The organism is Arenimonas donghaensis DSM 18148 = HO3-R19 (assembly GCF_000743535.1).
Lineage (GTDB): Bacteria > Pseudomonadota > Gammaproteobacteria > Xanthomonadales > Xanthomonadaceae > Arenimonas > Arenimonas donghaensis.
Genome location: NZ_AVCJ01000009.1, coordinates 1 through 26,010 on the forward strand (window position 1 = coordinate 1; position 26,010 = coordinate 26,010).

25 protein-coding genes are annotated in these 26,010 nt (G+C 70.1%); 6 read left to right on the forward strand and 19 right to left on the reverse strand.

The window, feature by feature from the left end; translation table 11 throughout:
• The 7 genes from N788_RS05555 to N788_RS05585 all read right to left on the reverse strand — a co-directional run.
• Window positions 1-409, reverse strand: a 409-nt coding sequence (locus tag N788_RS05555) for a GTP-binding protein (RefSeq protein ID WP_034222185.1), incomplete at its 3' end; no start/stop codon positions are given.
• A 95-nt stretch (window positions 410-504) separates the two neighbouring features.
• Window positions 505-1,611, reverse strand: coding sequence for a phytase (locus N788_RS05560; protein ID WP_034222188.1), 1,107 nt, complete (start codon window positions 1,609-1,611; stop codon window positions 505-507).
• Window positions 1,612-1,667: 56 nt separating this feature from the next.
• On the reverse strand, window positions 1,668-3,224 hold the full coding sequence (locus N788_RS05565) for an inorganic phosphate transporter (protein WP_034222191.1): 1,557 nt from the start codon (window positions 3,222-3,224) through the stop codon (window positions 1,668-1,670).
• Window positions 3,225-3,290: 66 nt separating this feature from the next.
• Window positions 3,291-4,067 (reverse strand): M23 family metallopeptidase, encoded by a 777-nt coding sequence (locus N788_RS05570; protein ID WP_034222195.1) that lies wholly within the window; start codon window positions 4,065-4,067, stop codon window positions 3,291-3,293.
• A complete protein-coding gene (locus N788_RS13835; protein ID WP_051924401.1) occupies window positions 4,064-6,271 on the reverse strand; it encodes a putative bifunctional diguanylate cyclase/phosphodiesterase in 2,208 nt (735 codons plus the stop codon). Before N788_RS13835 ends, N788_RS05570 begins: the two co-directional genes overlap by 4 nt.
• Window positions 6,272-6,304: 33 nt before the next feature.
• A complete protein-coding gene (locus tag N788_RS05580; protein WP_152560390.1) occupies window positions 6,305-9,397 on the reverse strand; it encodes a ligand-binding sensor domain-containing diguanylate cyclase in 3,093 nt (1,030 codons plus the stop codon).
• A gap of 63 nt (window positions 9,398-9,460) precedes the next feature.
• Window positions 9,461-10,843 (reverse strand): L-serine ammonia-lyase, encoded by a 1,383-nt coding sequence (locus N788_RS05585; protein WP_034222198.1) that lies wholly within the window; start codon window positions 10,841-10,843, stop codon window positions 9,461-9,463.
• Between the two features lie 87 nt (window positions 10,844-10,930).
• On the opposite strand from N788_RS05585, the gene N788_RS05590 reads away from it, so the two are divergent.
• Window positions 10,931-11,155, forward strand: coding sequence for a glutaredoxin family protein (locus N788_RS05590; RefSeq protein WP_034222255.1), 225 nt, complete (start codon window positions 10,931-10,933; stop codon window positions 11,153-11,155).
• On the opposite strand, the gene N788_RS05595 is transcribed toward N788_RS05590, so the two are convergent.
• The 3 genes from N788_RS05595 to N788_RS05605 are packed head-to-tail and all read right to left on the reverse strand — an operon-like array spanning window position 11,152 to window position 12,895.
• Entirely contained in the window at window positions 11,152-11,706 is a 555-nt protein-coding gene (locus N788_RS05595) for a YceI family protein (protein ID WP_034222202.1), read from the reverse strand. The two genes, N788_RS05590 and N788_RS05595, sit on opposite strands and share 4 nt — an antisense overlap.
• A 9-nt stretch (window positions 11,707-11,715) precedes the next feature.
• The gene (locus N788_RS05600) at window positions 11,716-12,291 is read right to left on the reverse strand and encodes a cytochrome b (RefSeq protein WP_051924408.1); all 576 of its coding nucleotides are present in this window, start codon (window positions 12,289-12,291) and stop codon (window positions 11,716-11,718) included.
• Window positions 12,278-12,895 carry a YceI family protein gene (locus N788_RS05605; protein WP_051924403.1) on the reverse strand — a complete coding sequence of 206 codons (618 nt, stop codon included), beginning with the start codon at window positions 12,893-12,895 and terminating at the stop codon, window positions 12,278-12,280. Before N788_RS05605 ends, N788_RS05600 begins: the two co-directional genes overlap by 14 nt.
• A gap of 114 nt (window positions 12,896-13,009) precedes the next feature.
• Here N788_RS05605 and N788_RS05610 point away from each other — a divergent pair, with 114 nt between their 5' ends.
• Window positions 13,010-16,057 (forward strand): ATP-binding protein, encoded by a 3,048-nt coding sequence (locus N788_RS05610; RefSeq protein ID WP_160171910.1) that lies wholly within the window; start codon window positions 13,010-13,012, stop codon window positions 16,055-16,057.
• Here the strand turns inward: N788_RS05610 and hemE are convergent.
• The 4 genes from hemE to N788_RS05630 all read right to left on the reverse strand — a co-directional run bounded on the left by hemE (window position 16,054) and on the right by N788_RS05630 (window position 19,114).
• Entirely contained in the window at window positions 16,054-17,139 is a 1,086-nt protein-coding gene (hemE, locus tag N788_RS05615) for a uroporphyrinogen decarboxylase (RefSeq protein ID WP_034222208.1), read from the reverse strand. The two genes, N788_RS05610 and hemE, sit on opposite strands and share 4 nt — an antisense overlap.
• A gap of 22 nt (window positions 17,140-17,161) precedes the next feature.
• Complete coding sequence (locus N788_RS05620) at window positions 17,162-17,416, reverse strand: WGR domain-containing protein (protein ID WP_034222210.1); 255 nt, start codon at window positions 17,414-17,416, stop codon at window positions 17,162-17,164.
• Window positions 17,417-17,498: 82 nt separating this feature from the next.
• Window positions 17,499-18,578: a 3-dehydroquinate synthase gene (gene aroB / locus N788_RS05625; protein WP_034222213.1), complete on the reverse strand. Its 1,080-nt coding sequence runs from the start codon at window positions 18,576-18,578 to the stop codon at window positions 17,499-17,501.
• On the reverse strand, window positions 18,575-19,114 hold the full coding sequence (locus N788_RS05630) for a shikimate kinase (RefSeq protein WP_034222215.1): 540 nt from the start codon (window positions 19,112-19,114) through the stop codon (window positions 18,575-18,577). Before N788_RS05630 ends, aroB begins: the two co-directional genes overlap by 4 nt.
• Before the next feature lie 63 nt (window positions 19,115-19,177).
• Here N788_RS05630 and N788_RS05635 point away from each other — a divergent pair, with 63 nt between their 5' ends.
• Window positions 19,178-20,005, forward strand: coding sequence for an NAD-dependent epimerase/dehydratase family protein (locus N788_RS05635; protein WP_034222217.1), 828 nt, complete (start codon window positions 19,178-19,180; stop codon window positions 20,003-20,005).
• A 51-nt stretch (window positions 20,006-20,056) separates the two neighbouring features.
• A complete protein-coding gene (locus N788_RS05640; protein WP_034222219.1) occupies window positions 20,057-20,263 on the forward strand; it encodes a dodecin family protein in 207 nt (68 codons plus the stop codon).
• Here N788_RS05640 and N788_RS05645 read toward each other — a convergent pair.
• Complete coding sequence (locus tag N788_RS05645; RefSeq protein WP_051924405.1) at window positions 20,256-21,071, reverse strand: kinase; 816 nt, start codon at window positions 21,069-21,071, stop codon at window positions 20,256-20,258. The two genes, N788_RS05640 and N788_RS05645, sit on opposite strands and share 8 nt — an antisense overlap.
• 35 nt (window positions 21,072-21,106) lie before the next feature.
• On the opposite strand from N788_RS05645, the gene pdxH reads away from it, so the two are divergent.
• Both pdxH and N788_RS05655 read left to right on the forward strand, forming a co-directional pair.
• Window positions 21,107-21,724: a pyridoxamine 5'-phosphate oxidase gene (gene pdxH, locus N788_RS05650; protein ID WP_034222221.1), complete on the forward strand. Its 618-nt coding sequence runs from the start codon at window positions 21,107-21,109 to the stop codon at window positions 21,722-21,724.
• A complete protein-coding gene (locus tag N788_RS05655) occupies window positions 21,721-22,539 on the forward strand; it encodes an ABC transporter substrate-binding protein (RefSeq protein ID WP_034222223.1) in 819 nt (272 codons plus the stop codon). The genes pdxH and N788_RS05655 overlap by 4 nt, the downstream gene beginning before the upstream one ends.
• A gap of 31 nt (window positions 22,540-22,570) precedes the next feature.
• Here N788_RS05655 and N788_RS05660 read toward each other — a convergent pair whose 3' ends face one another.
• Genes N788_RS05660 through N788_RS05675 form a run of 4 tightly spaced genes read right to left on the reverse strand, consistent with a single transcriptional unit; the run spans window position 22,571 to window position 26,000 of the window.
• Complete coding sequence (locus N788_RS05660; RefSeq protein WP_034222225.1) at window positions 22,571-23,599, reverse strand: phosphotransferase family protein; 1,029 nt, start codon at window positions 23,597-23,599, stop codon at window positions 22,571-22,573.
• A gap of 13 nt (window positions 23,600-23,612) precedes the next feature.
• Window positions 23,613-24,881, reverse strand: coding sequence for an acyl-CoA dehydrogenase family protein (locus tag N788_RS05665; protein WP_034222232.1), 1,269 nt, complete (start codon window positions 24,879-24,881; stop codon window positions 23,613-23,615).
• Window positions 24,882-24,888: 7 nt separating this feature from the next.
• The gene (locus N788_RS05670) at window positions 24,889-25,572 is read right to left on the reverse strand and encodes a histidine phosphatase family protein (protein WP_034222233.1); all 684 of its coding nucleotides are present in this window, start codon (window positions 25,570-25,572) and stop codon (window positions 24,889-24,891) included.
• Complete coding sequence (locus N788_RS05675; protein ID WP_034222234.1) at window positions 25,569-26,000, reverse strand: DUF4426 domain-containing protein; 432 nt, start codon at window positions 25,998-26,000, stop codon at window positions 25,569-25,571. Before N788_RS05675 ends, N788_RS05670 begins: the two co-directional genes overlap by 4 nt.
• Window positions 26,001-26,010: the final 10 nt, after the last annotated feature.

A 26,010-nucleotide genomic window follows, 5' to 3' on the forward strand; every position in this document is an offset into this window, starting at 1 on the left:
TCATGATCGGCGTGTCGCGCAGCCGGCAGACTTCCATCAGCTTGATGGTGCGGTCCTCGACGCCCTTGGCGACGTCGATCACCATCAGCGCGCTGTCCACGGCGGTGAGCACGCGGTAGGTGTCTTCGCCGAAGTCGGCGTGGCCGGGGGTGTCGAGCAGGTTGACGATGCGGCCCTCGTAGGGGAACTGCATCACCGAGCTGGTGACCGAGATGCCGCGCTCCTTTTCCAGCGCCATCCAGTCGGACGTGGCGTGGCGGGCGGCCTTGCGGCCCTTGACCGAGCCCGCCATCTGGATGGCGCCGCCGAACAGCAGCAGCTTTTCGGTCAGGGTGGTCTTGCCGGCGTCGGGATGCGAAATGATCGCGAACGTGCGGCGGCGGCGGGTCTGGGCAAGATGATCGGACATAAGCCGGCAATTATACCGGCTGCCCTCTGTGGGAGGGACTTCAGTCCCGAACGGCCGTTCGGGACTGAAGTCCCTCCCACAGAGACGGAAAACGCCTAGTCGCAGCTGCGGTCGATGGCCAGGACCCGGGCGATGTCCTGCCAGTCGAAGGCGGCGATGCCGGCGTCGTCGTGGGCGGCGTACAGGGCCCCGTAGGGAAAGCGCCGGGTGGCGGCGGCATGCAGCCAGATGCCGTCGGTCATCGCCGTCTTCTCGCCGGTGAAGCTGCCCAGGTAGCCCAGCTCGCGGCGGTCGAAGATGTGGAAGACGGTGAGGTCGCGGGCCTGGTCGGTGGTGATCCAGTACCCGCTGCCGTCCGGGCAGGCCCACAGCGCGACGCCCTCGGCCTGGGCCCGGAAGCGTTCACGCGGCAGGTTGACCCCGCGGTAGTTGCCGGCCAGGTCGTAGACCCGCAGCGTGGTGCCCACGCGCACGTCCTCCTCGGCGATCAGCAGGCGGTCGTGCGCCGGGTCGCCGGCGATCGACTCGACCATGCGCAGCGCCCCGGCCTCGGTGGTGTCGCCGAAATGGCCCTGGTAGTGCACGTCCATGCCGCCCATCGGCGGCAGGCGCAGGCCGAAGCGCTTCACGCGCTGGTCCAGCTCGTGCATCGGCGGCAGGGTTTCGGTGCGGTAGTCGGCCATGAAACTGTCGGTCACCAGCAGCTGCAGCTCGCCCGGCGCGGTTTCGTCCAGCCACAGGCCATACGGGCTGCGCAGCACGTCCTGGCCGATCATCGCCACCGGCTCGAAGTCCGGCAGGCGGAGTACCTGCACGCGGTGGTTGTCGCGCTCGACCACGAAAACAAGATCGGCGAACACGGCGATGCCGTTGGGGCGGTTGAACTGGCCCGGGCCGTCGCCGCGTTTGCCGAAGGCCAGTCGGTATTCGCCGGTGTCGCCGTCGAAAACCACCAGCTGGTGGCTTTCCTTGCCCGTGGCGATCAGCCAGGTGTGGCCCTCGGGCGTGGTCCAGCTGGCGACCGAGTCGATCTCATGCGCGGGCATGTCCGGGCTGAGGAAGGCTTCGGGCACCGGCACCGAATCGGCGCCGAACACCTCCGGCATCGGCAGGGACGACGGGTCCGGCGGCGGCGGCGGGGCCGGCACGCTGGCGCAGGCGGCCAGCAGCAGGGCAAGGGCGAGGGGGGCGAGTAGGCGCATGGCCCCGAGTATAGGCGAGGGCCCTCCCACCGTCTGCGCCCCGATGGTGGCTGCGGTCAGCCCGCCGCCACGCCCCGGATCATGAAGAAGATGCCCGCCGCCATCAGCGCCGAAGCCGGCACGGTGATGATCCAGGCGGCGACCACCTTGAGCATGATCGAACGCTTGACCAGGGCCTGCTTGTGGTAGCGGCGCAGGCTCTTGCGTTCTTGCTTGGAGATCGGCGTCAGGCCGGCTTTGACCTCGCGCTTGAGCGCCTTGATCATCTTCGACTTCTCGGCGCGCGAAGCGGCCTCGAAACGGGTGAAGAAGGCCTCGACCTCGTGCCGCTCGGTTTCGTGCGCGGCGTGGTGCGCTTCGATCTCGGCGATGATGCGCTGGTAGTTGGCCTTGAGGTATTCACGCAGGAAACCAACGCCGAACACCGCGCCGATGGTGACATGGGTGGTGGAGATGGGCAGACCGAGCTGGGAGGCGACGATGACCGTCAGCGTCGCGGCCATGGCGATGCAGTAGGCCCGCATCGGGTCGATTTCGGTGATTTCATTGCCGACCGTGCGGATGAGCCTGGGCCCGTAGAGCGCCAGCCCGACCGCCAGGCCGAGGGCGCCAAGCAGCATCACCCAAAGCGGCACCGCGACCTTGCCGTGCACGCCTGCGGTGATCAGCGCATCGTGGATCGCGGCCAGCGGTCCGATCGCATTGGCCACGTCGTTGGAACCGTGGGCGAAACTGAGCAGCGCCGCGGCCGCCATCAGCGGCAGGGTGAAGAGCTGGTTGACCGAGTCGCGGTGGTTGTCCATCTCCGCCGCCCGCTTGGAAATGCGTGCCTTGACCCAGGCGAAGGTCAGCGCGCCGGCCGCGGCACCGATCGCCAGCGCCGGCAGGATGCCGATCTTGACCAGGTTGCCCAGGCCCTTCACGCACAGGTAGGTGACGAAGGCCCAGCTCATCAGGCCCAGCAGCACCGGCACAGTCTGGCGAGAGGCGCTGACCAGGTCGGTGCGGTAGGTGATCTTGTGTTTGATCAGGTACAGCAGGCCGGCGGCGATGAAGCCGCCCATCAGCGGCGAAACCACCCAGCTGGCGGCGATCGAGCCCATCGTGCCCCAGTTGGCGACGCCCCAGCCGGCCGCGGCGATGCCGCCGCCGAGCACGCCGCCGACGATCGAATGGGTGGTCGACACCGGCGCGCCGATGGCCGTGGCCAGGTTCAGCCACAGGGCTGCCGCCAGCAGGGCCGACATCATCAGCCAGACGAAGGCGTCCGGGTCGGCGATGTTGGCCGGGTCGATGATGCCGCCCTTGATCGTCCCGACCACCTCGCCGCCGGCGATGATGGCGCCGCCGGCCTCGAAGACCGCGGCGATGGCGATCGCCGTCGCCAGGCTCATCGCCCGTGCGCCGACCGCCGGACCGACGTTGTTGGCCACGTCGTTGGCGCCGATGTTCATCGCCATGTAGGCGCCGAACGCGGCCGCCACCACCAGCGTCAGGCTGATATGGCCGAATTCGACCCAGACGTAGGCGCTCGAGAGCACCACGAAGAGCACGGCGAGGATCAGCCGCACGAGGCTGATGCGGGAGGAGGCGGGGGTCGTCTGGGTGCTCATTCGAGGTCGGGGACGTCGGAAGAGCGCACAGGATGCCAGATTTGGGGGCCAACCTGTGTGGAGAGGCTACTTCAGGGGCAGGAAACCATCGGGACCGATCATGCGGAAGGGCACCGAGACCAGCCACATGCCGCCGTTGACCTGCACCGAAAAGTGCAGGTGCGGGCCGCTGGAAAAGCCGGTGCTGCCGGCGTAGCCCAGGACCTGGCCCAGGTGCACCCGGTCGCCCGCGCGCACGTTGACGCCGCCCTCCTGCAGGTGCGCGTACAGCGCCATCGAGCCGTCCTGGTGCAGGACCCGCACGAAGTTGGCCCGGTCGGCCAGGGCGCGGTCGGCGCCCCCTTCGGCATGGCCCGACATCGCCGCCACCACCACGCCGTCGCGCGCCGCCAGTACCGGCGTGCCTTCATCGACGACCAGGTCGATGGCATAGCGGTTGGCCTCGTCGCCGTGGCTGTAGCCGCCGTGGAAACCCTGGCCCAGGGTGAAACCCGACTCTTCCACCGGCAGCGAGTACACGACGTCGCGGGCCACGGCATGCGGGGGTCCGGGCACGGCCGAGAGCCGCAACTCCACCTGGCTGCCTTCGGCCACCGGCCAGATCCGCGCCAGGGTGGCCTGCTCGCCGGCGGCCAGGACGCGACGCTGGGGCAGGCCGGGTTCGCTGTCCATGCCACGCCAGACATCGGCGCGAAGTTCGACTTCGACCGGCGCGCCGCTGCGGTTGACCACCACGGCGACCTTTTCCTGGCCCTGGCGGAGCACGGACAGCTGGGCCAGTTCGGCCGCTGCGGCGGATGGGCCCAGGCCGGCGGCGGCCACGAGGACGAGGGCGCGGATCATGGTTTGGTTTCCTCCTGCACGCCGAAGTATTCGGCCATCGGCCGGGGCGCGTCGAAGGCGTAACCCTGGGCGAAATCCACGCCCAGCGCTTTGAGTGCCTGTCGCTGCGACTCGGTTTCGGTGTGTTCGGCGATCGATTTCTTGTCAAGCACGTGGGCGATTTCGTTGATCGAACGCACTACGGCCTCGGCCATGGGCGAGCTGTGCATGTCGCGCACGAAGCTGCCGTCGATCTTGAAGTAGTCCACGTCCAGCGCGCGAAGGTAGTTGAAGGAGCAAAAGCCGGTGCCGAAGTCGTCGAGCGCGAAGCGGCAGCCCAGTTCGCGCAGCTGGTTGATGAAGCGCTGGGCCCGGGCCAGGTCGCGCACGGCGCTGGTCTCGGTGAGTTCGAAACACAGGTGCGACGCCGGGAAGCTGCTGCGGCGCAGGCGCTCGGCGACGAAGCCGATGAAACCTTCGTCGATCACCGCCTCGCCGGAGAGGTTGATGCAGCAGGACTCCACCGTCGCCGCCGCCTCCGGATGGCTTTCCAGCCAGCCCAGGGTGCGGGAGATCACTTCGCGGTCGATGCGCGTGCCCAGACGGAAGCGTTCGGCCGCGGGCATGAACTGCGCCGGCTCCAGGCGTTCGCCCGTGCGCGGGTCGTGCAGGCGCACCAGCACCTCGAAGTGCCGGCCGGTTTCGGCGTCCGACTGCAGTGGCACGATCGACTGGCAGTACAGGGCCAGCGTGTTCTTCTCCAGCGCCTCGCGGATGCGTACCACCCAGCGCATGGCCGCGGTGCGGTCGAGCAGTTCGCCGGCGTCGAGGCTGGCCAGGCAGACCCGGTTGCCACCCTGTTCCTTGGCGGTGAAGCAGGCGGCGTCGGCCTGGGACAACAGCTGGGCGTAGTCGGCCTGGCCGGGCAGGAAGGTGACGATGCCGACGCTGGCGGTGGTGCCCAGCATCTGGCCGTTCCACCCGCAGCGGTAACCTTCGATGGCGCGAAGCACGGCACGCATGCGGTCTTCGGCCACCATCGGCGTGCAGTTGTGCAGCAGCAGCGCGAACTCGTCGCCACCGGTGCGCGCCACCCGGTCCTCGGGCCGCAGGTGGGCCGAGATGACGCCGGCGACGCCGCGGATCAGCTGGTCGCCGGCGGCGTGGCTGGCGGTGTCGTTGATCAGCTTCAGGTGGTCCAGGTCCAGGTAGGCCAGCGCCATCGGCAGCGTGGAGGTCTGTGACAGCACCGGCCGCATGCCTTCCTCGAAGGCGTTGCGGTTTTCCATGCCGGTCAGCGGGTCGATGTTCGCGCGATGCTTGAGGACCCCGGCCGCGACGCGCTGCTGGTGCATCGCGAAGGCCAGCATCAGCGGCAATGCCGCGACCTCGACCAGGAACACCAGCAGGTAGAGGCTGTCGAGCGGATCGGTGGCGCGTGGGTAGCCGGCGGTGCCGAACCCAGCGAGCCCGGCGATCAACAGCATCGTCAGGGCGCTGGCGATGGCGGTGAATCGCGGCGGCAGCCGCACCGCGCTCCAGACCATGACGCCCAGGGGCAGCGCCACCAGGCCCAGCGCGTAATTGCCACCCAGGCTGCCACCCCAGGCCATCAGCAGGTAGCTGGCCATCAGGGCGATGTTCCAGGCCAGGCGCTCGGACTCGGAGGCGTAGTCGCTGTCAGGGAAACGCCGGCGTTGGCCGGCGCGACCCGGCAGCAGCAGCATCAGGGCCGGGGCGATGCTGGTCGCGCCGAGCAGGTCGCCCAGGAGCCAGCGGCCGGCGGCGGCCGGCAGCTGTTCGGTGAGGATCATGCCGGCCTGCAGCATGCCGGCGGTGCCGATGCAGGCGCTGACCGTGGCCAGCACGAGCGAGCCGCCCAGGGCATGCAGGCCAAAGCGCACCGTCAGCAGGTCGTCCATGGGCTGGCGCCGCATCAGCCAGGCGCCGGCGAGCACGCCCAGGAAGTTCGACGCCATCGACCAAGGGATGAAGGTCCGGGGCACCGGTTCGAACAGCAGGTGCACCAGCAGCGTGCCCAGCGGCACGAACCAGGCCATGCGCAGCCCGTAACGCAGCACGCCGGCGAGGCCGACGCCGGCCGCCGGCCAGAACAGCGCCACTTCATCGGGCCCGCCGCGGAGCAGGCTCGAATAGGCACCACCGGCGACGTAGAGCACCAGCAGGACCAGCACGGTGGCGATCCGACGATACGGGGCGGGCATGTCCGGCAGCATAGGCCGGCTGCCCGTCCCGAACTAGTGGCGCGGCCCGAGCGCGGGCGGCCTGAGGTGGTCGGAGGCCAGCAGGTCGAGCCGGCCCGCCTCCAGCAGGGACTCGGGATCGCCACGCAAGGCCGCCTGCAGCTGGCCCAGATCGGTGTCTTCGCGGGTGCGGAAGGCGGCCCAGCCGTTGCGGCCGTGCGCTTTCACGTAATAGAGCGCGCGATCGGCGAGCTCGATCATCTGTTCCCAGCCCAGGCCGCCGCGGGCGTCCCGGAACAGCGGGCATTCGATGAAGCCGACAGAACAGGTGATCTGCAGCGGCTCGCTGCCGCCGATGTCGAAGCGGTGGTTGGCGACGGCAGAGCAGATGCGTTCGCCCAGGATCGGCAGGTGCCGGTTGGGCATCGGCCGGAACACGACCAGGAACTCCTCGCCGCCCCAGCGGGCGATGTAGTCGCCGGTGCGCACCAGCTGCGCCAGCACCTGGGCGAACTGTTGCAGCACGCGGTCGCCGGCCTGGTGGCCGTGGTCGTCGTTGACGGTCTTGAAGTGGTCGATGTCGATCAGGGCGAAGACCATCACTTCGTCCAGCGAGCCGCGACGCACCGATTCGCGGTCGTAATAGGCGATGTCGGCGGGGATCTGGTTGGCCAGGTAGCGGCGGTTGCGCAGGCCGGTCAGTGGATCGGTCTGGCTGGCTTCTTCGAGCCGGTGGTTGGCCACTTCCAGGGCTTCGGTGCGCTGGTGCACCAGGGCCTCCAGCGCCTCGCGCTGGCGCGAGTGCTTGCCCAGTTGGCGCCGGTAGCCGGCATAGACCAGGCTGGCGCCCAAGCCGGCGAGCAGCCAATAGAACAGCGGCGTCTCGTGGAAATGCGGCTGGATCCGGAAGCCGACCTGGGCCGGGGCCTGGCTCCAGGTGTCGGCATTGTTCGAGCCCTGGGCTTCGAATACGTAGGCGCCCGGTGGCAGGTTGGTGTAGTTGACGCTGCGTCGCGTCGGATCCTCAAGCGTGCGCCAGTCGGCGTCGTAGCCGACCAGGCGGTAGCGTAGTTCCACGCTCTTGGGGTCCTGCAAGCTGAGCACGGTGAACTCGAAGGCGAGGTCGCGCTGGTTCGGCGCCAGCTGCCAGTCGGCGCCGGCATCCGCCGGCCGCCACTGGCCGGCCACCTGGACGCGTTCAACCACGGTGCGCGGGGCGGTGGCGTTCTTGGCGATGCCGCGGGTGGACATCGCCACCACGCCGTCTCGGGTGGGCAGCCACAGTTCGCTGTTCTCGATGAAACCCTTGGCATTGCCGGCGCCGTTGCAGCAATAACCTTTCTGGCCGCCGCGGCGGTCGCCGCGTTCGTTGAGCAGCATTTCGCCGCGGACGTCTTCGCGCCGTCCCGCGGCCAGGTCGGTCATGTCCTGCAGGCGCACCCGGTGCACGCCGCGGATGCCGGCGACCCAGAGGTAATCCTGGCTGTCGTGGGTGATGAAAAAGGGCGAGTTCACCGGCATGCCGTGGCTGGCATCGAAGGCGTGCCAGCGGCCGTCCTGGAGCATGAAGATTTCTTCCGACAGCGCGCCGATCACCAGCCGGCCATCGGGCAGTTCGTGGATGGCGGTGACGTCGAGATCGCTGCGCAGGCCGGTGTCCATGCCGACGGGTCGCAGCCGGCCGTCCTCGAATTCATACAGCCCCGACTGGGTGCCGACCAGCAGCCGGCCATCGCGGGTTTCGCGCAGCACGCGGCTGCGCGGATCGCGCAGGCCCTGGGCGGCACCGAAGCCGACCAGGCCGTCGCGGGTGAGCCGGAACAGGCCGGCGGTGCTGGCGAACCACAGCGCGCCGCGCTGGTCGCGAAGGATGCCGTTGACCTGGGCGCTGCGCATCGGCGCCAGCTCGGCGGGAATTTCCACTTCGCCGTTGCGCAGCACGGCGACCCCGCGGCGGGTCCCGATCCACACCACGTCGCGTTCGGGCAGCAGGGTGTAGGCGTTGGGGTGGGGCAGGTCGCTGCCGGCCACCACCTCTTCGAACCGGCCGTCGCGCATCACGCTCAAACCGCTGTTGGTGCCCACCCACAGCACGCCGTCCGGGCCCCGTGCCACCGACCACAGGACCCGGTCGGACAGGCCCTCGAAGGCGCTGAAGCGCCGGGTCCAGCCGTTCCATACCCGGGTGACGCCCTCCCACTGGGAGCCCAGCCACAGGTTGCCTTCGCGGTCTTCGTACATGGCCCGTACCGCCGACCCCATCGGGTCGCCGTTCACGACCTCGACCACGCGGCCGGCGCGCAGCCGGGCCAGGTCTTCGACCATGCCGACCCACAGGTTGCCGTCGCGGTCCTGGTACATCGACTCGATGGGGGAATTGGCCAGGCGCTGGTCGCCTTCATAGCGCAGCCACTGGTCGCGTTCGCGAAAGAACAGGCCGCTGCTGGTCGCGGCCCAGAGCCGGCCATGGGCGTCGAGAAGCTGGGTCACGACCGTGTCGTCGTCGCCCTCGGGCAGCGGCAGCAGCTGCGTGCTGCCGTCGGCAATGCGGTACACGCGACCACGGCTCCCGACCCACAGGTCGTCCCCCCGGGCCAGCATGGCGGTCGCGGGGCGCGGCAGCGGGTGCGCCAGCTCCAGCGATTCACCGCTGACGCGATAGACGCCATCGGGCGCGCTGACCATCAGCTCGCCCGAGGGCATGGCTTCGATGTCGGTGGTGTCCAGCGAAGTGCCGGGGTCGTCGCCGGCGACCGGGATCTGGCGGAACCGGCCGTCCTCGTAGACGCTCAGGCCGCGGTACGTGGCGATCCAGACCCGGTTGGCGGGGTCGACGTGCAGGTCGTGGATCCAGATGCCGCGCAGGCCGGGGGTGTTTTCCGGGTTGTAGGACTGGAAACGGATGCCGTCGAACCGGGCCAGGCCGGCCTGGGTCCCCACCCACAGGTAGCCGGTGCGGTCCTGGGTGATGGCCAGCGCGCTGATCTGCGGCAGCCCTTCCTCGATGCTCCAGCTGTTGCGGACGTAGTGGTGGAAGGACTTGTCGGGGTCCAACGCCATGGCGCTGCCTGCCAGCAGCAGCCCCAGCAGGAGTGTCGGCTTCTGGACGCGGCGCATGGTTGGCACGGCGGGGTCCGGGGCGGGCATGCCCCGACTATTACGCCTCAGTTCGCGGCAGGGCAAGCCTCGATGCCTGAATGGGTGACGCCGTCAGCACTCGATGACGTTGACCGCCAGGCCGCCGCGGCTGGTTTCCTTGTACTTGTCGCGCATGTCGCGGCCGGTGTCGCGCATGGTCTTGATGACCTTGTCCAGTGACACCTTGTGCTTGCCGTCGCCGCGCATGGCCATGCGGGCGGCGTTGATGGCCTTCACGGCGCCCATGGCGTTGCGCTCGATGCAAGGGATCTGCACCAGGCCGCCGATCGGGTCGCAGGTGAGCCCGAGGTTGTGCTCCATGCCGATCTCGGCGGCATTTTCGACCTGGCCCGGGCTGCCGCCCAGGGCTGCCACCAGGCCTCCGGCGGCCATCGAGCAGGCGACGCCCACTTCACCCTGGCAGCCGACTTCGGCGCCGGAAATCGAGGCGTTTTCCTTGTAGAGGATACCGATGGCGGCGGCGGTGAGCAGGAAATCGAAGATGCCTTTCTCGTTCGAGCCCGGGCAGAAGCGCTCGTAGTAGTGGAGCACCGCCGGGATGATGCCGGCCGCCCCGTTGGTGGGGGCGGTGACGACACGGCCACCGGCGGCGTTTTCCTCGTTCACCGCCAGCGCGTACAGGTTGACCCAGTCGAGCACGGTCAGCGGGTCGCTGACCTCGTCGTCGGACTTGCTCGACAGTTCCGCATGCAGGCTGGGGGCGCGCCGGGTCACGTGCAGGCCGCCGGGCAGGGTGCCCTTCTCGCGGATGCCGCGGGCGGTGCAGTCCTTCATGGCCTGCCACAGCTCGCGCAGGCCATCGAGCACTTCGGACTCGGGCCGCCAGGCGGTTTCGTTGGCGAGCATCAGCGCTGCGATGCCCAATCCGGACTCTTCGCAGCGCTGCAGCAATTCGTCGCCGGAATGGAAGGGGTAGGCCAGCGTCGTGGTGTCGGCGACGATGCGGTCATCGGCCGCTTCATCGTGGTTGACCACGAAGCCGCCGCCGACCGAGTAGTAATCGCGCGAGGCCAGTTCCCTGCCCTCGGCGTCGAAGGCGGTGAACCGCATGCCGTTGGTGTGGAAGGGCAGCTTCTGGCGCTTGTTGAGCACCAGGTCCTGCTTTTCGTCGAAGCGGATCTCGTGCTTGCCCAGCAACCGGATCTTTTTTTCCTTCCGGATGCGTTCGAGCGCCGGCGGAATGAGGTCGGGATCGATCTGGTTTGGCCAGTGGCCTTCCAGGCCCATCAACACGGCCTTGTCGGTGCCATGGCCGCGGCCGGTCAGCGCCAGCGAGCCATAAACCTCGGCGCGGATGCGCACGGTGTCGGCCAGCACGCCCTTTTCGTCCAGCCAGTGGCTGGTGAAGCGCGCGGCCGCGCGCATCGGACCCACCGTGTGCGAAGACGAAGGGCCGATGCCGATCTTGAAGAGGTCGAAGACGCTGACAGCCATGGCGAGCCAGTATGAGCCAATGCGGGTAAGTGGCCTATTCTATGCGCCTTGTCGCAGCAGCGACTGTACGCCCCCGAACTGCCCGCCATGAAACTGACCCTGATCCAGCGCGACGACTGCCACCTGTGCGACCTGGCCTGGGAGGTGATGGCCGCCGCCGGCGTACCCGATTTCGACCCGCTGTGGATCGACGACGACCTGGGCCTGCAGTCGCGCTACGGCGAACGCATCCCGGTGCTGCGGCGCGAAGACACCGGCGCCGAGCTCGACTGGCCTTTCGACGCCGGTGGGCTGCGCGCTTTCCTGGCCTAGGGTTTGGGCTGGAGTTCGAGCCGGGTGAAGACCTCGACCTTGTTGGGCAGCAGGTCGGTATCGGCCCAGTCGCCTTCGCCCACCTTGAAGGCAAGTCGCTCGAGGCTGGCGCGTCCCTCCAGCACCGCCGGCGTACCCGGCGTCCAGTCGAATTCCAGGGCCACCGGCTTGCTGACGCCATTGAGCGTGAGCCGGCCATCGGCCCGGAAGCGGCTGCCGCCGAGCGCGGTGAATCGGTCGGCCTGGTAGCGGGCCTCGGGCAGGGCGCCGGCATTGAAGAACTCCGGGCCGACCAGCAGCTCGTCGCGTTCCTGGTTGTCGGTGCTGGCCGAGGACAGGGCGATGCGCACGTCGAAGCGGCTGCTTGGCAGGTCGGCCGGGTCGAAGCGGATGGCCGGCGTGAAGTCGGCGAAGCGGCCCTCGAAGCGATCGTCCATGTAGGTGGCGCGAAAGCCCAGGGTCGAGTCCTGGCTGGCCGTGTAGTCGGCGGCCAGCGCCGGCGCGGCAGCCAGGGCGGCAAGCAGGGTGATCAGGGGGAACACGGACTTCATCGGGATTCCTTAGTCATTGCGTTCGCGACCCGCGGGCGGCGGCAGGCCGGGCAGCATGCGCACCAGGGTGGCGTCGCGGTCGAAGTAGTGATGTTTGAGCGCGGCGGCTGCATGGACGCTGACCACGACCGCCAGCGCGATGAACAACCATTCGTGCATGCCCAGCGCGAAGGCCTTCACGTCGGCGTCGTAGCCGCTGAGCTTGGGCAGGCTGAACAACCCGAACCACTTGAGCGGGAAGCCCGAGGCCGAGTTGTACAGCCAGCCGCTGAGCGGCATCGCCAGCAGGATCACGTACAGGGCGCCGTGCGAGGCCTGCGCCGCAGCCTGCTGCCAGCGCGGCGTGCCGGGCACCGGCGCAGGCGTGCCGGCGAACAGGCGCCAGAGCAGGCGCAGCACGGTGAGCGCCAGCAGGGTGAGGCCGAAACTCTTGTGCAGCGCGTAGACCTCGATCTTGGTCGGCGAGTTGGGCAGTTCCTGCATCACGAACCCCACCACCACCAGCGACAGCACCATCAGCAAGCTCAGCCAGTGGATGCCGATGCTGACCCAGCCCCAGCGTTGAGTTGTATTACGGATCGGCATCATCGCGCTCCTGGTCGGGGGAGGGGGTGTAGCGTACCGCTTCGGCCTGGATTTCCAGCTGCACGCGCTGGCCGACCACGTTGGGCCATTCGGCCATGCCGAAGTCCCGGCGGTCGAGGCTCGCCGTGGCGCTGAAGCCGGCAGTGCGGCGGAAGGTGAGCGGGTTGCGGGCGAGTTTGTTCAGGCGCACGTCGAGGCTGATTTCGCGGGTGTGGCCCTTGAGCGTGAGTTCGCCGATGACGGTGGCCTGGCCGTCGCCGGCGCTTTGAACGCGCGTGGAGCGAAAGCGTGCCGTCGCCGCGGCGTCGGCATCGAGCCAGGTGCCCGAAAGCAGCTTGTCGCGCCAGCTGTCGTCGCCGATCTGCAGGCTGGCCAGGGGCACGGTGACATCGAGCCTGGCCCCGGACCAGTCGTCGGGGTCGAAATGCAGTTCGCCGCTGACGTCCGGGAACACGCCCAGGGCCTGCGAAAAGCCCGCGTGGTCGACCCGGAACAGGACCCGGGTATGCACCGGGTCCAGGCGCCAGGCCTCGATCTTGGCGACAGCAGGCGCGGCACTGCTTAGCAAGAGCAGACAGAACAGCGAATTCCGAATGCCAATCATCCGTTTTCCGACCTCCCGGCTTGCGGTGGCTGGTTAGTCTAGGCCGCATTCGTGCATGGAGGGGGCATGCAGCCACCATCGCCACTGCAACGTAGCGTGGCCCGCGTGCGCCCCATGGCAAGGTGGCGCGCCCTGATGCTGCTGGTCTGCCTGGCGGGCCTGGTGCTGCCCGGGGCATCGCCGGCGGCGCCGTTCCGGGTCATCGGCGTCGACGACGGCCTGCCTTCGGCCGGCATCCACGGCATCAGCCAGGATCGCGGCGGTTATCTGTGGCTGGCCACCGATGACGGCCTGGCGCGCTTCGACGGGCGCGGTTTCCGGGTCTGGCGGCGCGGCGTCGGCAGCGCGGGAGGTTTGCCCGGCAACCGTATCCTTTCGGTGCAGGTGCTGGCCGACGACCGGGTGCAGTTGGACGTGGCGGGGAAGGGGCGTTGGGTGCTTGACCCGCAGCGCCAGCAATTCGCGCCGGCCGGCCGCACGCCGCCGCGCGACCCGACGACGTCGCGCGAACTCACGGACCAGGCGGGCGACCGCTGGCTGGCGGGTCGCCACGGTCTCAGCCTCAGGCCGGCGCGCGGCGCGGGGGGCTGGCCAGCGCCGGCCTGGCCAGGACCGGTGGGCGCGCTTTTCGAGGATCACGAAGGCGGGTTGTGGGCCGGTGCCGAAGGCAGGGGCCTGCTTTACCTGCCGCCTACCTGGCGGTCGTTCCACCATCTGCCGCGCCCCGCGCCGGAAGACGGCGTCCTGGCATCGGCAGCGGACGGCGCGGCCTGGCTGGCCGACGCCAGGGGACTGTGGCGACTTTCCCTGGTGACCGCGCGTCTGGAGCCCGTGCCGGTGACCCCGGCCTGGCCCGAGGCGCCGGTGCGGGCATTGCTGGCGCGCGCCGACGGCAGCCTCTGGCTGGCGCAGGGAGCGGCCCTGTCCCGGCTTGCGCCGGAGGCCGGCGGCTGGCGGCGGCAGGTCCGGGCGGACGCACCCTGGCCGGTGCGGCACCTGTTTGAAACCTCGGACGGGGTCCTGTGGCTGCTCGGCGACCGGCAGGTCGAGCGCCGCGCTGCGTCCGGTTCGCGGACGGTGCTGGCTGCCGCCGGCCCGATCTGGCCCGGGCCCGACGGACAGGCCTGGCGCCGGCAGGGGCGACAGCTTCAGCGCTGGTCGGCGGCCGTGCAGGGCTTCGAGGACATCCCGGGGGCACCGGTGGGCGACTGGCTCGACCTGGCCGTCGGCGGCGACGGGGTGGTGTGGCTGGCGGCCCCGGCGCGACTGGAAGCCTGGCGCTGGCAGGACAACCGCCTGGTGCACGTGGCGGCCTACGGGGGCGGGCACGGCGTACCCGACGTCGACCGCCTGCGGCTGGCCCTGGGCCCATCCGACCAACCCTGGCTGGCGACGCCGCGGGGCCTTTGGCGGCTCGATGCCGGGCAGGGCAGGCTGGATGGGTTCGGCCAGGCCCAGGGCCTGGCGGACCAGGCCTTGGGTGACGGCCCCCTGTGGCTGGCGGACAACGGCATCGGCGTGGCCGCCGCGGCGTCGGGCTGGCAGTTGTTCGACGGTGGACGGCTTGGCCCGCCGTCCCGGTCCTTGCCGGTCCTCGTGCTCGATTCGGTGCAGTGGCGTCGCCGGGGGCAGACGCTGTCACTGCCGGCGGACACCCCACTGCTTCGCCTGGGGCCGGAGGACAACGCGCTGCGCCTCAAGGCCAGGCTGTTGTCGTTCACCGAGCCGTCCTCGCATCGGTTTCGCTACCGGCTCGCAGGCCACGACCCAGGCTGGGTCGAGGTGGGTTCGGATGGCCTGCGGGTGTTCCCGCCGCTGGCGCCGGGTCGCTACGACTTGCGGGTCAGCGGCGCGACGGCCGTCGGGCCGTGGTCCGAGCCGCGCAGCCTGACGGTGCTGGTGGACCCGCCCTGGTGGGGCAGCCGCATGGCGCTCGCCGGCTCGGGCCTGGGCCTGATGGCCGGACTGTCGGTGCTGGCGCTCGCGCACCGCGCCCGGGTGCGGCGGCGCGAGGCCTGGCGTCTGGCGCGCGCCCGGCAGCGGTTGGCCGAACAGCACTCGGAAGCCAAGACCCGCTTCCTGGCCGCGCTGGGGCACGAAATCCGCACCCCCATGACCGGCGTGCTGGGCATGGCCGAACTGCTGCAGGGCAGTGCGCTCGAGCCAGAGCAACGGGCACGCGTCGACGCGATCCAGGGCGCGGGCCGCCACCTGCTGCGCCTGGTCAACGACACCCTCGACCTGGCGCGCATCGAAGCCGGCAAGCTGGTGCTCGACGACGCGCCCTTCGCGCTCAGGCCCTTGCTCGACGAACTGGCCGCGCTGCTGCGACCGCTGGCCGAAGCCAAGGGCCTGGGCTTCCATCTGCATTGCGACGGCGACGTGCCCGCTGGCCTTCGCGGAGATGCGACCCGCGTGCGGCAAATCCTGCTCAACCTCGCCAGCAACGCCATCAAGTTCTGCGAACGCGGCGAACTGGTCATCCACGTGGGTCGCCGTGACCCCGCCGGCGTGCTCATCCAGGTGCGCGACACCGGGCCGGGGCTGGCGGCCGACCAGCAGGCGCGGCTGTTCCGACGCTTCGAACAGGGCCCGGGCCAGGCCAGCAGTCGTCGTTACGGGGGCAGCGGCCTGGGGCTGGCCATCAGCCAGGAACTGGCGGCCGCGATGGGCGGCTCGATCTCGGTGCGCAGCGAACCCGGACGTGGCGCCTGCTTCCGCGTGGCGTTGCCGCTGCCGGCCTCGGGGCCGGTCGCCGCCACGGCGTCGCCGCCGGTGCTGCTGGTGCCCGGCCGGCGCGTGCTGCTGGTCGAGGACGACCCGGTGGTCGCGGCGGTGGTGCAGGACCTGCTTCGCCAGCAGGGCCATGCGGTCGAACACGCCGCGCATGGCCTGGCCGCCCTGGCGGCGCTGGAGGCCGCCGACTTCGACCTGGCACTGCTCGACCTGGACTTGCCGGGGCTGGATGGTTTCGAACTGGCGCGCTTGCTGCGCCGGCAGGGCCGGCGGCTGCCGCTGCTGGCGCTGACGGCTCGCGCGGACGCCGACGCCGAGCGTCAGGCGCTGGCCGCCGGCATGGACGGTTTCCTGCGCAAGCCCGTTACCGGCGCGATGCTGGCCGAGGCGCTGTCGGCGCAGGTGGCCCGATCGGCCGCGGACTAGTCGCGGCGGCTGTGCTGGTGCACGGCATCGACCAGCACGCGGACGTGGTCGGGGTCCATGTCCGGCGACATGCCGTGGCCGAGATTGAAGACGTGGCCCTCGCGCGAACCGCCGTTGGCCTGGGCGTAGTCGTCCAGGGCGCGTGCGGCTTCGGCCCGGATGATTTCCGGCGAGGCGTACAGCGTCGCCGGGTCGAGGTTGCCCTGCAGCGCGACCTTGTCGCCGATCCGGCGCCGCGCTTCGCCCAGGCCGACGGTCCAGTCCACGCCCAGGCCTTCGGTGCCGCTGGCGGCCAGCTCCTCGAGGTAGGGCGCATTGCCCTTGCCGAACAGGATCAGCGGCGCGCGCTGCGCGCCATCGCCGCGCGGCAGTTCCGCGGCGATGCGCTGCAGGTAGCGCAGCGAGAACTCGCGGTACAGGTGCGGGGCCAGCACCCCACCCCAGGTGTCGAAGACCTGCAGCGCCTGGGCGCCGGCCGCATGCTGTGCTGCCAGGTAGGCAATGACGGCCTCGGTGGTGACTTCCAGCAGCCGGTGCAGGGCCGCGGGGTTGTTCAGGGCCAGCGACTTGATGCGGGCGAAGTCCTTGCTGCCGCCGCCTTCGACCATATAGCAGGCCAGGGTCCAGGGGCTGCCGGAGAAGCCGATCAGCGGCACCGAACCGTCGAGTTCGCGGCGGATCAGCGCGACGGCGTCCATCACGTAGCGCAGTTCACCGGCCATGTCCGGCACCGCCAGTCGGGCGATGTCGGCTTCGCTGCGTACCGGGTCCTTGAACTTCGGGCCTTCACCCTCGACGAAGTACAGGCCCAGGCCCATCGCGTCGGGCACGGTGAGGATGTCGGAAAACAGGATCGCCGCATCCAGGGCATAGCGCCGAAGCGGCTGCAGGGTGACTTCGCAGGCCAGCTCGGGCTGGGTGGCCAGGCCCATGAAGCTGCCGGCCTGCTGGCGGGTGGCGCGGTATTCGGGCAGGTAGCGGCCGGCCTGGCGCATCAGCCACACCGGTGTGCAGTCCACCGGTTCGCGGCGCAGCGCGCGCAGGAAGCGGTCGTTCTTCAGGGGCGGGTTTTTATCGGTCACGTGTCTGGGGTCCGGTTCTGAATCATCGCGGCGCGTCGGCGCCTTGGGCGAACATCACCTGGAAGCCCTTGCGCACCTGCGCATCGCGGGCTTTTTCGAAGGCCGCGATCGCGGCATCACGCTCGAGGTACTGTTCGCGGCGAAGCTGCGTCTTGCCGCCCAACTGGCCGGACTCACGCAACAGGGTCCAGCCCCCCAGCAGGTCTTGCTGCAGGATCAGCTGGACGAATTTCGGCGATTCGCCGGCACTGGGTTTTTGCTGGAGCAAGAGGCGCATAAGTCCGCCATTGTATCTGTGGGAGGGACGTCAGTCCCGAAGCTTTTCGGGACTGACGTCCCTCCCACGACAAAGGGGCGGATCAGGCGTCCAGGACGGCCAGGATGGCTTCGTCGGCGACGTCGTCCACCACCTCGGCCTGGCCGATGCCGCGCCAAAGCACCAGGCGCAGGGCGCCGGACACCGCTTTTTTGTCCAGTCGCATGCGGGCCAGCAAGGCTTGGGGCCCGAGGCCGGCGGGAATCGCTACGGGCAAACCCAGGCGCTCGAGCAGGGCCGCCAGGCGAGCGGCATCGGGCCAGGGCGCACGGCCGAGTTCAGATGACAGCCGCGCCGCCAGCACCATGCCGACCGCCACGGCTTCGCCGTGCAGCAGGCCGCCATAACCCTGTTCGGTTTCGATGGCGTGGCCGAAGGTATGGCCCAGGTTGAGCAGCATGCGTTCGCCCTGTTCGGTTTCGTCCCGGGCCACGATGCCGGCCTTGTGCTCGCAGCAGCGTGCGATTGCCTCGGCCAGCACCTCCGGCTCCCGGGCCAGCAGCGCCTCGGCCCGGTCCTCGAGCCAGGCGAAAAAACCGGCGTCGCCCAGGGCGCCATACTTCACCACTTCAGCCAGGCCGGCGCGCAGTTCGCGTTCGGGCAAGGTGTCGAGCGTCGCGACGTCGGCCAGCACCGCCGCCGGCTGGTGGAAGGCACCGACCAGGTTTTTTCCTTCCGGCAGGTCCACGGCAGTCTTGCCGCCGACGGCGCTGTCCACCATCGCCAGCAACGTGGTGGGCAGTTGCACGAAGCGCACGCCGCGCATCCAGCAGGCCGCGGCGAACCCGGCCAGGTCGCCGACCACGCCGCCGCCCAGGGCCAGCACGGTAACGTCGCGGCTGGCACCCATGCCGGCGAGCACGGTCATGACTTCGCCGAAGCGGGCCAGGGTCTTTTCCTGCTCCCCGGGTGGCAACACCCAGGATTGCACCTGCTTTTCGACCAACGCCGCCTGCACCCTGGCCAGGTAGTGCGGGGCGACGTTGGCGTCGGTCAGCACGAGTGCGTGCCGGCCGGGCACCAGGGCGAGCAGCCTCGCGGCTTCGTCGAGCAGGCCACGACCGATGTGGATCCGGTAGCGCCGCGCACCCAGGGCGACGTCAACCTGGCGACGTTCGATCATGCCGCCTCCGGGCGTTGCCACTGGCTGGCCAGCTGCGCCTGCAGTCTTTCGGCGGCGGTGGCCACGGCCAGGCCGTCGGCGTGGAAACACAGGTCGGCCAACGCGGCGTAAACCGGACCGCGCTGCGCCGCCAAGGCTTCGAGTTTTTCGCGCTTGTCGCCGCTGGCGAGCAGGGGGCGACTCCGGTCGCGCGCCAGCCGCTCGAGCTGTTGCGCCACGCTCACCTGCAGGTAGACGACGAAGCCGCGCCCGGCCAACGCCTGCCGGTTGGCCGGATCGAGCACGGCGCCGCCGCCGGTGGCCACGACCTGGTCGCGGCCTTGCATCACGTCGGCGATCAGTGCCGCCTCGCGGGCGCGGAACCCCGGCTCGCCTTCGAGTTCGAAAATGGTCGGCACCGTGGCGCCGGTGCGCATCTCGAGCGCGTGGTCGCAGTCCACGAACGCGAGGCCGAGGCGCTCGGCCAGCTTCTTTCCGATGGAGGTCTTGCCCGCGCCCATGGGGCCGACGAGCACGAGGTTTGGTGCGGGGTTCATGGGACGCGATGCTAGCATCCGGCGCGTCGACGACCGCGTGTCGTCGCTGGCCAGGGAGCGGTGATGGCAGGGGAATCAGGGCAGGGTCCGGTGGTGGTGGCCGGCGCCGGCGACGTCGGCGGCCGACTGGCCGCATGCCTGGCCCGCGATGGCGTCGAAGTGCTGGCCCTGCGCCGGCGCCCGCCGCAGGGCCTGGCGGATGGCGTTACGGGCATCCAGGCGGACCTGGCCACCGGCGCCGGGCTGTCGGCGTTGCCGCGGCAGCCGTCGGCGCTGGTGTTTTGCGCGGCGCCCGACCAGCGCGACGAAACCGCCTATCGCGCGCTCTACGTCGATGGCCTGTCGCGCCTGCTGGCGGCCTGCGATGCGCCACGGGTGGTGTTCGTTTCCTCCACCGCCGTTTACGGCGAACACCGCGGTGAATGGGTGGACGAATCGACGCCTGCCAACCCGGTGGCCTTCAACGGACGCGTGCTCCGGCAGGCCGAACGCCTGCTCGAGGGGCGGCGCGGCGCGACCTGCCTGCGGCTTTCCGGCCTGTACGGTCCCGGGCGGACGTCGCTGTTGCGAAGGGCCTTCACCGGCGAGCCCGGCAGCCGTCGCTGGGGCAACCGCATCCACGTCCAGGACGCCGCCACCGCGCTGGCGCACCTGCTGGCGCTGCCGGCGCCGGCACCGCTGTACCTGGGCAGCGACAACCTGCCGGCGCTTGATACCGAGGTCCTGGCCTGGCTGCGCGAACAGGCCGGGCAGTTGCCGGTCGCCGCGCCTTCGCAAGGACCGGTGCAAGGGCGCCGCGTCCGCAACGAAGCGCTGCGCGCGACGGGGTGGACGCCTGCTTTTCCCGACTACCGGGCGGGTTACGGGCCCTTAATAGGACCGGGGGTATAGTCGTCGCGGCCTTATCAGGGCGTTTCACTCACCATCTTGAGGAGAAGCACCATGGGTACCGTCACGAAAGTCATCGAAGTGTCCTCGTCCTCGACCAAGAGCGTCGAGGATGCCGTCCAGGCCGGCCTGAAGAAGGTCGCCAGCTCCGTCAAAGGCATCAAGGGCGCCTGGGTGAACGAGATCAAGGTCGTCACCGGCGACGACGGCAGCATCACCGAGTGGCGCGTGAACATGCGCGTGAGTTTCGTGGTCAGCTGAGCGGACGCCGGTCCGCGTCCAGGCCGATCACCTGATCGGCGATCGCCGGCAGCGCGCGCAGCGCCTGCCGGCTGGTCCGTTCGAAAAACAGCACGAAACGTTCGACCTGCGCGCGCGACATCGCCGTCCGCCCGGGGTTGGCCGCCTGCAGGGTGCATTCCTGCTGCCAGCGCCATTGCGGCACGACCTCGAACCCCGGGCCACGCAGCCAGGTCAACCGGTCGATGCGTTCCCAGGCCGGGGCGTACGCGCCAAGCGCCTGGTTGCAATAACGACGCCATGTGCCGTGCGGATCCTCGTCGCGTTCGAGGGCATTGACGGGCGTCGCCAGCGCGGCCTCGTCTTCCGGCGGTACCTTGTGGAACCAGCCCTCGAACACCACCAGCCGCGCACCCGCCGGCGAACGCGGCCAGCGCGAAGGCGGCAGCCGGCGGTCGCCGATCTTGTCGAAACGTGGCAGCGCCACCCGCTGGCCGGCGCGCAAGCCGTCCAGGGTGTCCAGCAGCAGGCCAATGTCGTGGCTGCCGGGCGGCCCCCGGGTGGCGAGCAGGGGATGCACCTGGCGGGCCAGGCGCTGGCGTTCGCGCCGGCCCAGGTAGAAGTCGTCGATCGACAGCACCACCACCGGCAGGCCGCGCCGCCGGGCCATGGCCGCGATGTCGGCGGCCAGCGTGGACTTGCCGGTGCCCTGCAGGCCGGTAAGGCCCAGCACCGGCACGCGGCCGGGAAGCGCAAGGCCCTCGGCCAGGCGGGCGGCAATGAAGTCGGCGTGATGGTGGCCGCCGGCGGGCTGGGATGGGGGGCTCATCGGCGCGACAATACGCCAAGCCCGAGGAACCCACGATGACCGAAGCGAAACAAACCGCGACCGATCCGCTGCTGGCCGAAGCCATGGCCACGTTCACCGATTTGCTGGCGCAGGCCCGGGAAGCGGGCGACCCCGAACCCACGGCCATGACCCTGGCCACCGCGGACGAGCAGGGCCGGCCTTCGGCGCGCACGGTGCTGCTCAAGGCCTTCGACGAACGCGGCTTCGTCTTCTACACCAACTTCGACAGCCGCAAGGGCCAGCAACTGACGCACAACCCGAATGCGGCGCTGCTGCTGTTGTGGAAGACCCTGCGTGAACAGGTGCAGGTGAAGGTCGAAGGCACGGTCGAGCCGGTCAGCCTGGCCGAAGCCGACGCCTATTTCGCCAGTCGCCCGCGTCCCAGCCAGATCGGCGCCTGGGCGTCCCTGCAGTCGCAGACCCTGCCATCGCGGGACACCTTCGAAGCGCGGGTCGCGGCCTTCGAGAAGAAGTTCGAAGGCGGCGACGTGCCGCGCCCTCCGCATTGGTCGGGCTTCCGGGTCGTGCCCGAGCGCATCGAGTTCTGGTACGGCGCCCGCTACCGGCTGCACGACCGCCACCATTACGAACGCATCGGCGAATCGTGGACCAAGCGGTTGCTGTATCCGTGACGGCCGCACGCGCCAGCCAGGGGCCGCGCCGCATCGTCTGCCTCACCGAAGAACCGACCGAGGTGCTGTACGCCCTGGGCGAACAGGACCGGATCGTCGGCATCAGCGGGTTCACCGTGAGGCCGGCGCGGGCGCGCAAGGAAAAACCCAAGGTCAGCGCCTTCACCAGCGCCAAGGTCGGCGAGATCCTGAAGCTCGAACCCGACCTGGTCATCGGTTTCTCCGACATCCAGGCCGACATCGCCGCCGAACTGATCCGCCAGGGTGTCGAGGTCTGGATCAGCAACCATCGCAGCGTCGAAGGCATCGTTGACTACGTGCGCCGCCTGGGTGCGATGGTCGGTGTCGCGGACGCCGCCCGGGCCTATGCCGACAGGCTGCAGGCGGGCCTGGACGAGGTGGCGGCGCGTTCGGCCAGGCTGCCGCGCCGGCCGAAGGTGTATTTCGAGGAATGGGACGAGCCGCGCATCAGCGGCATCCGCTGGGTCGCCGAGCTCGTGCGCATCGCCGGTGGCGACGACATCTTCCCCGAGCTGGCCGCACAGTCACTGGCCAGGCACCGCATCCTCGCCGACGACGATCAGATCATCGCCCGCGCGCCCGACATCGTCTTCGGTTCGTGGTGCGGCAAGAAGTTCCAGCCGGGCAAGGTCCGCGAACGGTCCGGCTGGGCCGCCGTGCCCGCCGTGCGCGACGGCCAGCTGCACGAAATCGAATCCCCGCTGATCCTCCAGCCCGGTCCCGCCGCGCTCACCGACGGCCTTGCCGAACTGACGCGCCATATCCACGCCTGGGCGCATCAGCAACCGTCCTAGCCAGCGGCGACGGTGGGACAGGCACCCGGGATTACCGCGGCGAGGCGCCTTCTCCGGCGAGCGCCGAGACGCCCAGGGCGGCGAGCAGGGTGGTCATCTGGCCGGCCTGGGTGGCCTGGTCGCTGGAGGCATTGCCCTGTTGCGCGCGTTTCGCGACGCCCTGGGCGATGGCGGCGAGGCGGAAGAAGCTGAAGGCGAGCACGAAAGGCCAATCCGCCGGCAGCGGCTGGCCGCTGAGCGCGCAGTAGCGTTCGAGCAGCGCGCTTTCCTCGGGGATGCCCAGCGCCGTGCGGTCCATGCCGGCCAGGCCGGGGATGGCCGGGTTGCGCGGCAGCCGCAGCGCCATGCAGAAATAGCCCAGGTCGGCCAGCGGATGGCCCAGGGTGCTCAGCTCCCAGTCCACCACCGCCAGCACCCGCGCTGCATCGGGCGCGAACATCAGGTTGTCGATGCGGAAATCACCGTGCACCAGCGCCACGCGGCCATCGTCGGCCGGGCAGCGTTCGGCCAGGGCGGCGGCGAGCGTGTCCATGTCCGGGATCGATTGGGTCTCGCTGGCGCGGTATTGCTCGGTCCAACGGTGGATCTGGCGGGCGAAATAATTACCGGGCTTGCCGTAGTCGCCCAGGCCGATCGCGGCCGGATCCAGGGCATGCAGCGCAGCCAGCGTGTCGATGATGGCGTCGTAGTGCGCGCTGCGCGCGGCCGGATCCATGCCGGGCAGCGACGGGTCCCAGTGCACCACGCCGGGCACGTAGGCCATCAGGTAGAAGACCGAGCCGATCACCGAGGTGTCTTCGCACAGGTGCTGCGGCTCGGCCACCGGCACCGGCCCGCCATGCAGGGCGCGAAGCACCCGATACTCGCGGTCGACCGCATGGGCCGACGGCAGCAGCTTGCCCGAGGGCTTGCGCCGCAGTACGTACTGGCCACTCGCCGCCTCGACCAGGTAGGTCGGGTTCGACTGTCCGCCCTTGAACTTCGTCGCCACCAGCGGCCCCTGGAACCCCGTCACCTGCGTCTCGAGATAACGCGCCAGCGGCTCGGTTGGTAGTTGCATGTCGTGCTGTTTCCTAGTGGGCCCGAAGCATCGACCGGGCGAGCGAAGCGATGTGGACTTCGTCGGGACCGTCGGCCAGGCGCAGGCTGCGGGCGCCGGCGTAGGCCTGGGCCAGGAAGTGGTCCTGGCTCAGCCCGGCGGCGCCGTGGATCTGGATCGCGCGGTCGATCACCCGGCAGGCCATGGACGGCGCGACGATCTTGATCATGCCGACCAGGTCCCTGGCGCCCTTGTTGCCGTGGGCGTCCAGGGCCGCGGCGGCCTGCAGGGTGAGCAGGCGGGCCTGCTCTATTTCGCAGCGGCTCAGGGCGATGGCTTCCTGGGCCATGCCGTGGCCGCCAAGCGGCCGGCCGAAGGCCTCGCGCTGGCGCGCACGCGCGACCATGGCCTCGAGTGCGCGCTGGGCCAGGCCGATCAGCCGCATGCAGTGGTGGATGCGGCCCGGGCCGAGGCGCGCCTGGGCGATCGCGAAGCCGCTGCCGGCAGCGCCCAGGCGATTGCCGAGCGGCACCCGCACGTTTTCGAAGGACAGTTCGACGTGGCCGTGCGGGGCGTCGTCGTATCCGAACACGGTCAGCGGGCGGACGATGCGCACGCCCGGCGTGTCCATCGGCACGAGCACCATGGACTGGCGCTCGTGCGGCGGGCCCTCGGGCTCGGTCACGCCCATCACGATGAGGATGGCGCAGCGCGGGTCGGCGGCACCCGTGGTCCACCACTTGCGGCCATTGATGACGTAGTGGTCGCCATCGCGCACGATCGGCAGCGCGATGTTGGTGGCGTCGGAGCTGGCCACGTCCGGCTCGGTCATCGCGAAGGCCGAGCGGATCTCGCCGGCCAGCAGCCGCGGCAGCCAGGGCGCCTGCTGTTCCGGCGTGGCGAAGTGCATCAGCACTTCCATGTTGCCGGTGTCGGGTGCGCTGCAGTTGAACACCTCGGGCGCGTACAGCGAGCGGCCGGTGATTTCGGCGATCGGCGCGTAGTCGAGGTTGCTCAGTCCCGCGCCGTGCGTGGCTGCACCGGTGTCAGGAGACGCCGGATGCCGGGGGTGGCCGCCCCGTTCCGGGTCGGGCAGGAAGAGGTTCCAGAGCCCCAGCGCCCGGGCCTCGGCCTTGAGCGCCTCGAGCTGCGGCGGGATCGACCAGCGCGTGGCCGGGTCGGCGGCGTGGGCGGCGAACGCCGCTTCGGCCGGAACTATGCGTTCGGCGACAAAACGCGCCACGTCCGCCTGCAGCTGGCGGGAACGTTCGGAGAAAGCGAACAGGGTAGGCGTGGGCGTCATGCGGGGCTCAGTAGTAGGTCCAGAGTTCGCGCTGGCCGTGCAGGTGCGGCAGGGCGTTCCAGCTGCCCAGCCGCAGTCGCGAACCGTGCGGATGGAATTCGCTCACGGCGCTGTTTCGCAGCGACAGGTTCAGGTCGACCGCGCGCTCGACCGGCACGTCCAGCGCCATCTGCGCCAGCCGGGAAATCACCCCGCCCGAGCTGAGCACCAGCACTTCGCCGTCGCCGGCCAGCGCCTGCAGCCGTTGCCCGGCCTCGTGCACGCGCTGGCCGAACGCATTCCAGGTTTCCGGCATGCCCGGCAATTCATCGCGCGCCCAGGCCAGCAGCGCGGCCTGCAGCATGGCGCCCACGTCACGCGGCTGGCCGCTCTTGCTGGCCAGCACCACCGGGCTGTCGGCATGGCGGCCGACGAAGGCGCCGAAGACGGCTTCGTGGTCGAATTCGGCGAAGCCCGGGTCGGCCACCGGCTCGGGAAGCGCCAGGCCGCGCTCGGCGAAGGCTTCATGCACGCCCTGGGCGGTCTGCGCGTGCCGGCGCATGCCACCGACGACCACGGCCTGGAAGCGGTGTCCGCCCTGGGCCAGCCAGTCGCCCAGGCGGCGCGACTGTTCCTGGCCGCGTTCGGACAGTTGGTCGTAGTCGGCGGCGCCGAAGCTCGCCTGGCCATGGCGAACCAGCAGCAGGCTCACTGGGGGAAGAACGCCTGTTCGAAGGTCGCCTTCATCGGCGCCTGGCCCTCGACCGTGACCGTCAGGTCGAAGCGCAGCGTGTCCTGCGCGTTGATCCGGGCCTGGCCGAGGTAATAGAGCGCGTCGCCGTCGCGCACTTCGCGCATGCGCACGTCCATGCGCTGGCCGGCGAGGTTGGTCGCCACCGCGTCCACCGTCGCCGGCACCGCGACGTCGGCGCCGGGTTCGCCGCGGCGCACCGAGACATTGAGCAGGGCGCGGTTGGCGGAGCGGGTGATGCCGTACTGGCGCGCGACGTCGGGCGTCAGCGTGGTGCTGGGCAGCGCATTGAAATAAACGCGCAATTCGCCGACGCGCATCGAACCGGCGCCGGCCGGGTGGGCCAGGGTCACGAGCAGGGCGGCGGTGAGCCAGGGGATCAGGCGCATGGTCGGTCTC

Excerpts from the sequence above, each read along its gene's own strand:
- N788_RS05560 (WP_034222188.1), bottom strand. The coding sequence starts at position 1,611 with ATGCGCCTACTCGCCCCCCTCGCCCTTGCCCTGCTGCTGGCCGCCTGC.
- N788_RS05565 (WP_034222191.1), bottom strand. The coding sequence starts at position 3,224 with ATGAGCACCCAGACGACCCCCGCCTCCTCCCGCATCAGCCTCGTGCGG.
- N788_RS05570 (WP_034222195.1), bottom strand. The coding sequence starts at position 4,067 with ATGATCCGCGCCCTCGTCCTCGTGGCCGCCGCCGGCCTGGGCCCATCC.
- N788_RS13835 (WP_051924401.1), bottom strand. The coding sequence starts at position 6,271 with ATGCCCGCCCCGTATCGTCGGATCGCCACCGTGCTGGTCCTGCTGGTG.
- N788_RS05580 (WP_152560390.1), bottom strand. The coding sequence starts at position 9,397 with ATGCCCGCCCCGGACCCCGCCGTGCCAACCATGCGCCGCGTCCAGAAG.
- N788_RS05585 (WP_034222198.1), bottom strand. The coding sequence starts at position 10,843 with ATGGCTGTCAGCGTCTTCGACCTCTTCAAGATCGGCATCGGCCCTTCG.
- N788_RS05590 (WP_034222255.1), top strand. The coding sequence starts at position 10,931 with ATGAAACTGACCCTGATCCAGCGCGACGACTGCCACCTGTGCGACCTG.
- N788_RS05595 (WP_034222202.1), bottom strand. The coding sequence starts at position 11,706 with ATGAAGTCCGTGTTCCCCCTGATCACCCTGCTTGCCGCCCTGGCTGCC.
- N788_RS05600 (WP_051924408.1), bottom strand. The coding sequence starts at position 12,291 with ATGCCGATCCGTAATACAACTCAACGCTGGGGCTGGGTCAGCATCGGC.
- N788_RS05605 (WP_051924403.1), bottom strand. The coding sequence starts at position 12,895 with ATGATTGGCATTCGGAATTCGCTGTTCTGTCTGCTCTTGCTAAGCAGT.
- N788_RS05610 (WP_160171910.1), top strand. The coding sequence starts at position 13,010 with ATGGCAAGGTGGCGCGCCCTGATGCTGCTGGTCTGCCTGGCGGGCCTG.
- N788_RS05620 (WP_034222210.1), bottom strand. The coding sequence starts at position 17,416 with ATGCGCCTCTTGCTCCAGCAAAAACCCAGTGCCGGCGAATCGCCGAAA.
- aroB (WP_034222213.1), bottom strand. The coding sequence starts at position 18,578 with ATGATCGAACGTCGCCAGGTTGACGTCGCCCTGGGTGCGCGGCGCTAC.
- N788_RS05630 (WP_034222215.1), bottom strand. The coding sequence starts at position 19,114 with ATGAACCCCGCACCAAACCTCGTGCTCGTCGGCCCCATGGGCGCGGGC.
- N788_RS05635 (WP_034222217.1), top strand. The coding sequence starts at position 19,178 with ATGGCAGGGGAATCAGGGCAGGGTCCGGTGGTGGTGGCCGGCGCCGGC.
- N788_RS05640 (WP_034222219.1), top strand. The coding sequence starts at position 20,057 with ATGGGTACCGTCACGAAAGTCATCGAAGTGTCCTCGTCCTCGACCAAG.
- N788_RS05645 (WP_051924405.1), bottom strand. The coding sequence starts at position 21,071 with ATGAGCCCCCCATCCCAGCCCGCCGGCGGCCACCATCACGCCGACTTC.
- pdxH (WP_034222221.1), top strand. The coding sequence starts at position 21,107 with ATGACCGAAGCGAAACAAACCGCGACCGATCCGCTGCTGGCCGAAGCC.
- N788_RS05660 (WP_034222225.1), bottom strand. The coding sequence starts at position 23,599 with ATGCAACTACCAACCGAGCCGCTGGCGCGTTATCTCGAGACGCAGGTG.
- N788_RS05665 (WP_034222232.1), bottom strand. The coding sequence starts at position 24,881 with ATGACGCCCACGCCTACCCTGTTCGCTTTCTCCGAACGTTCCCGCCAG.
- N788_RS05675 (WP_034222234.1), bottom strand. The coding sequence starts at position 26,000 with ATGCGCCTGATCCCCTGGCTCACCGCCGCCCTGCTCGTGACCCTGGCC.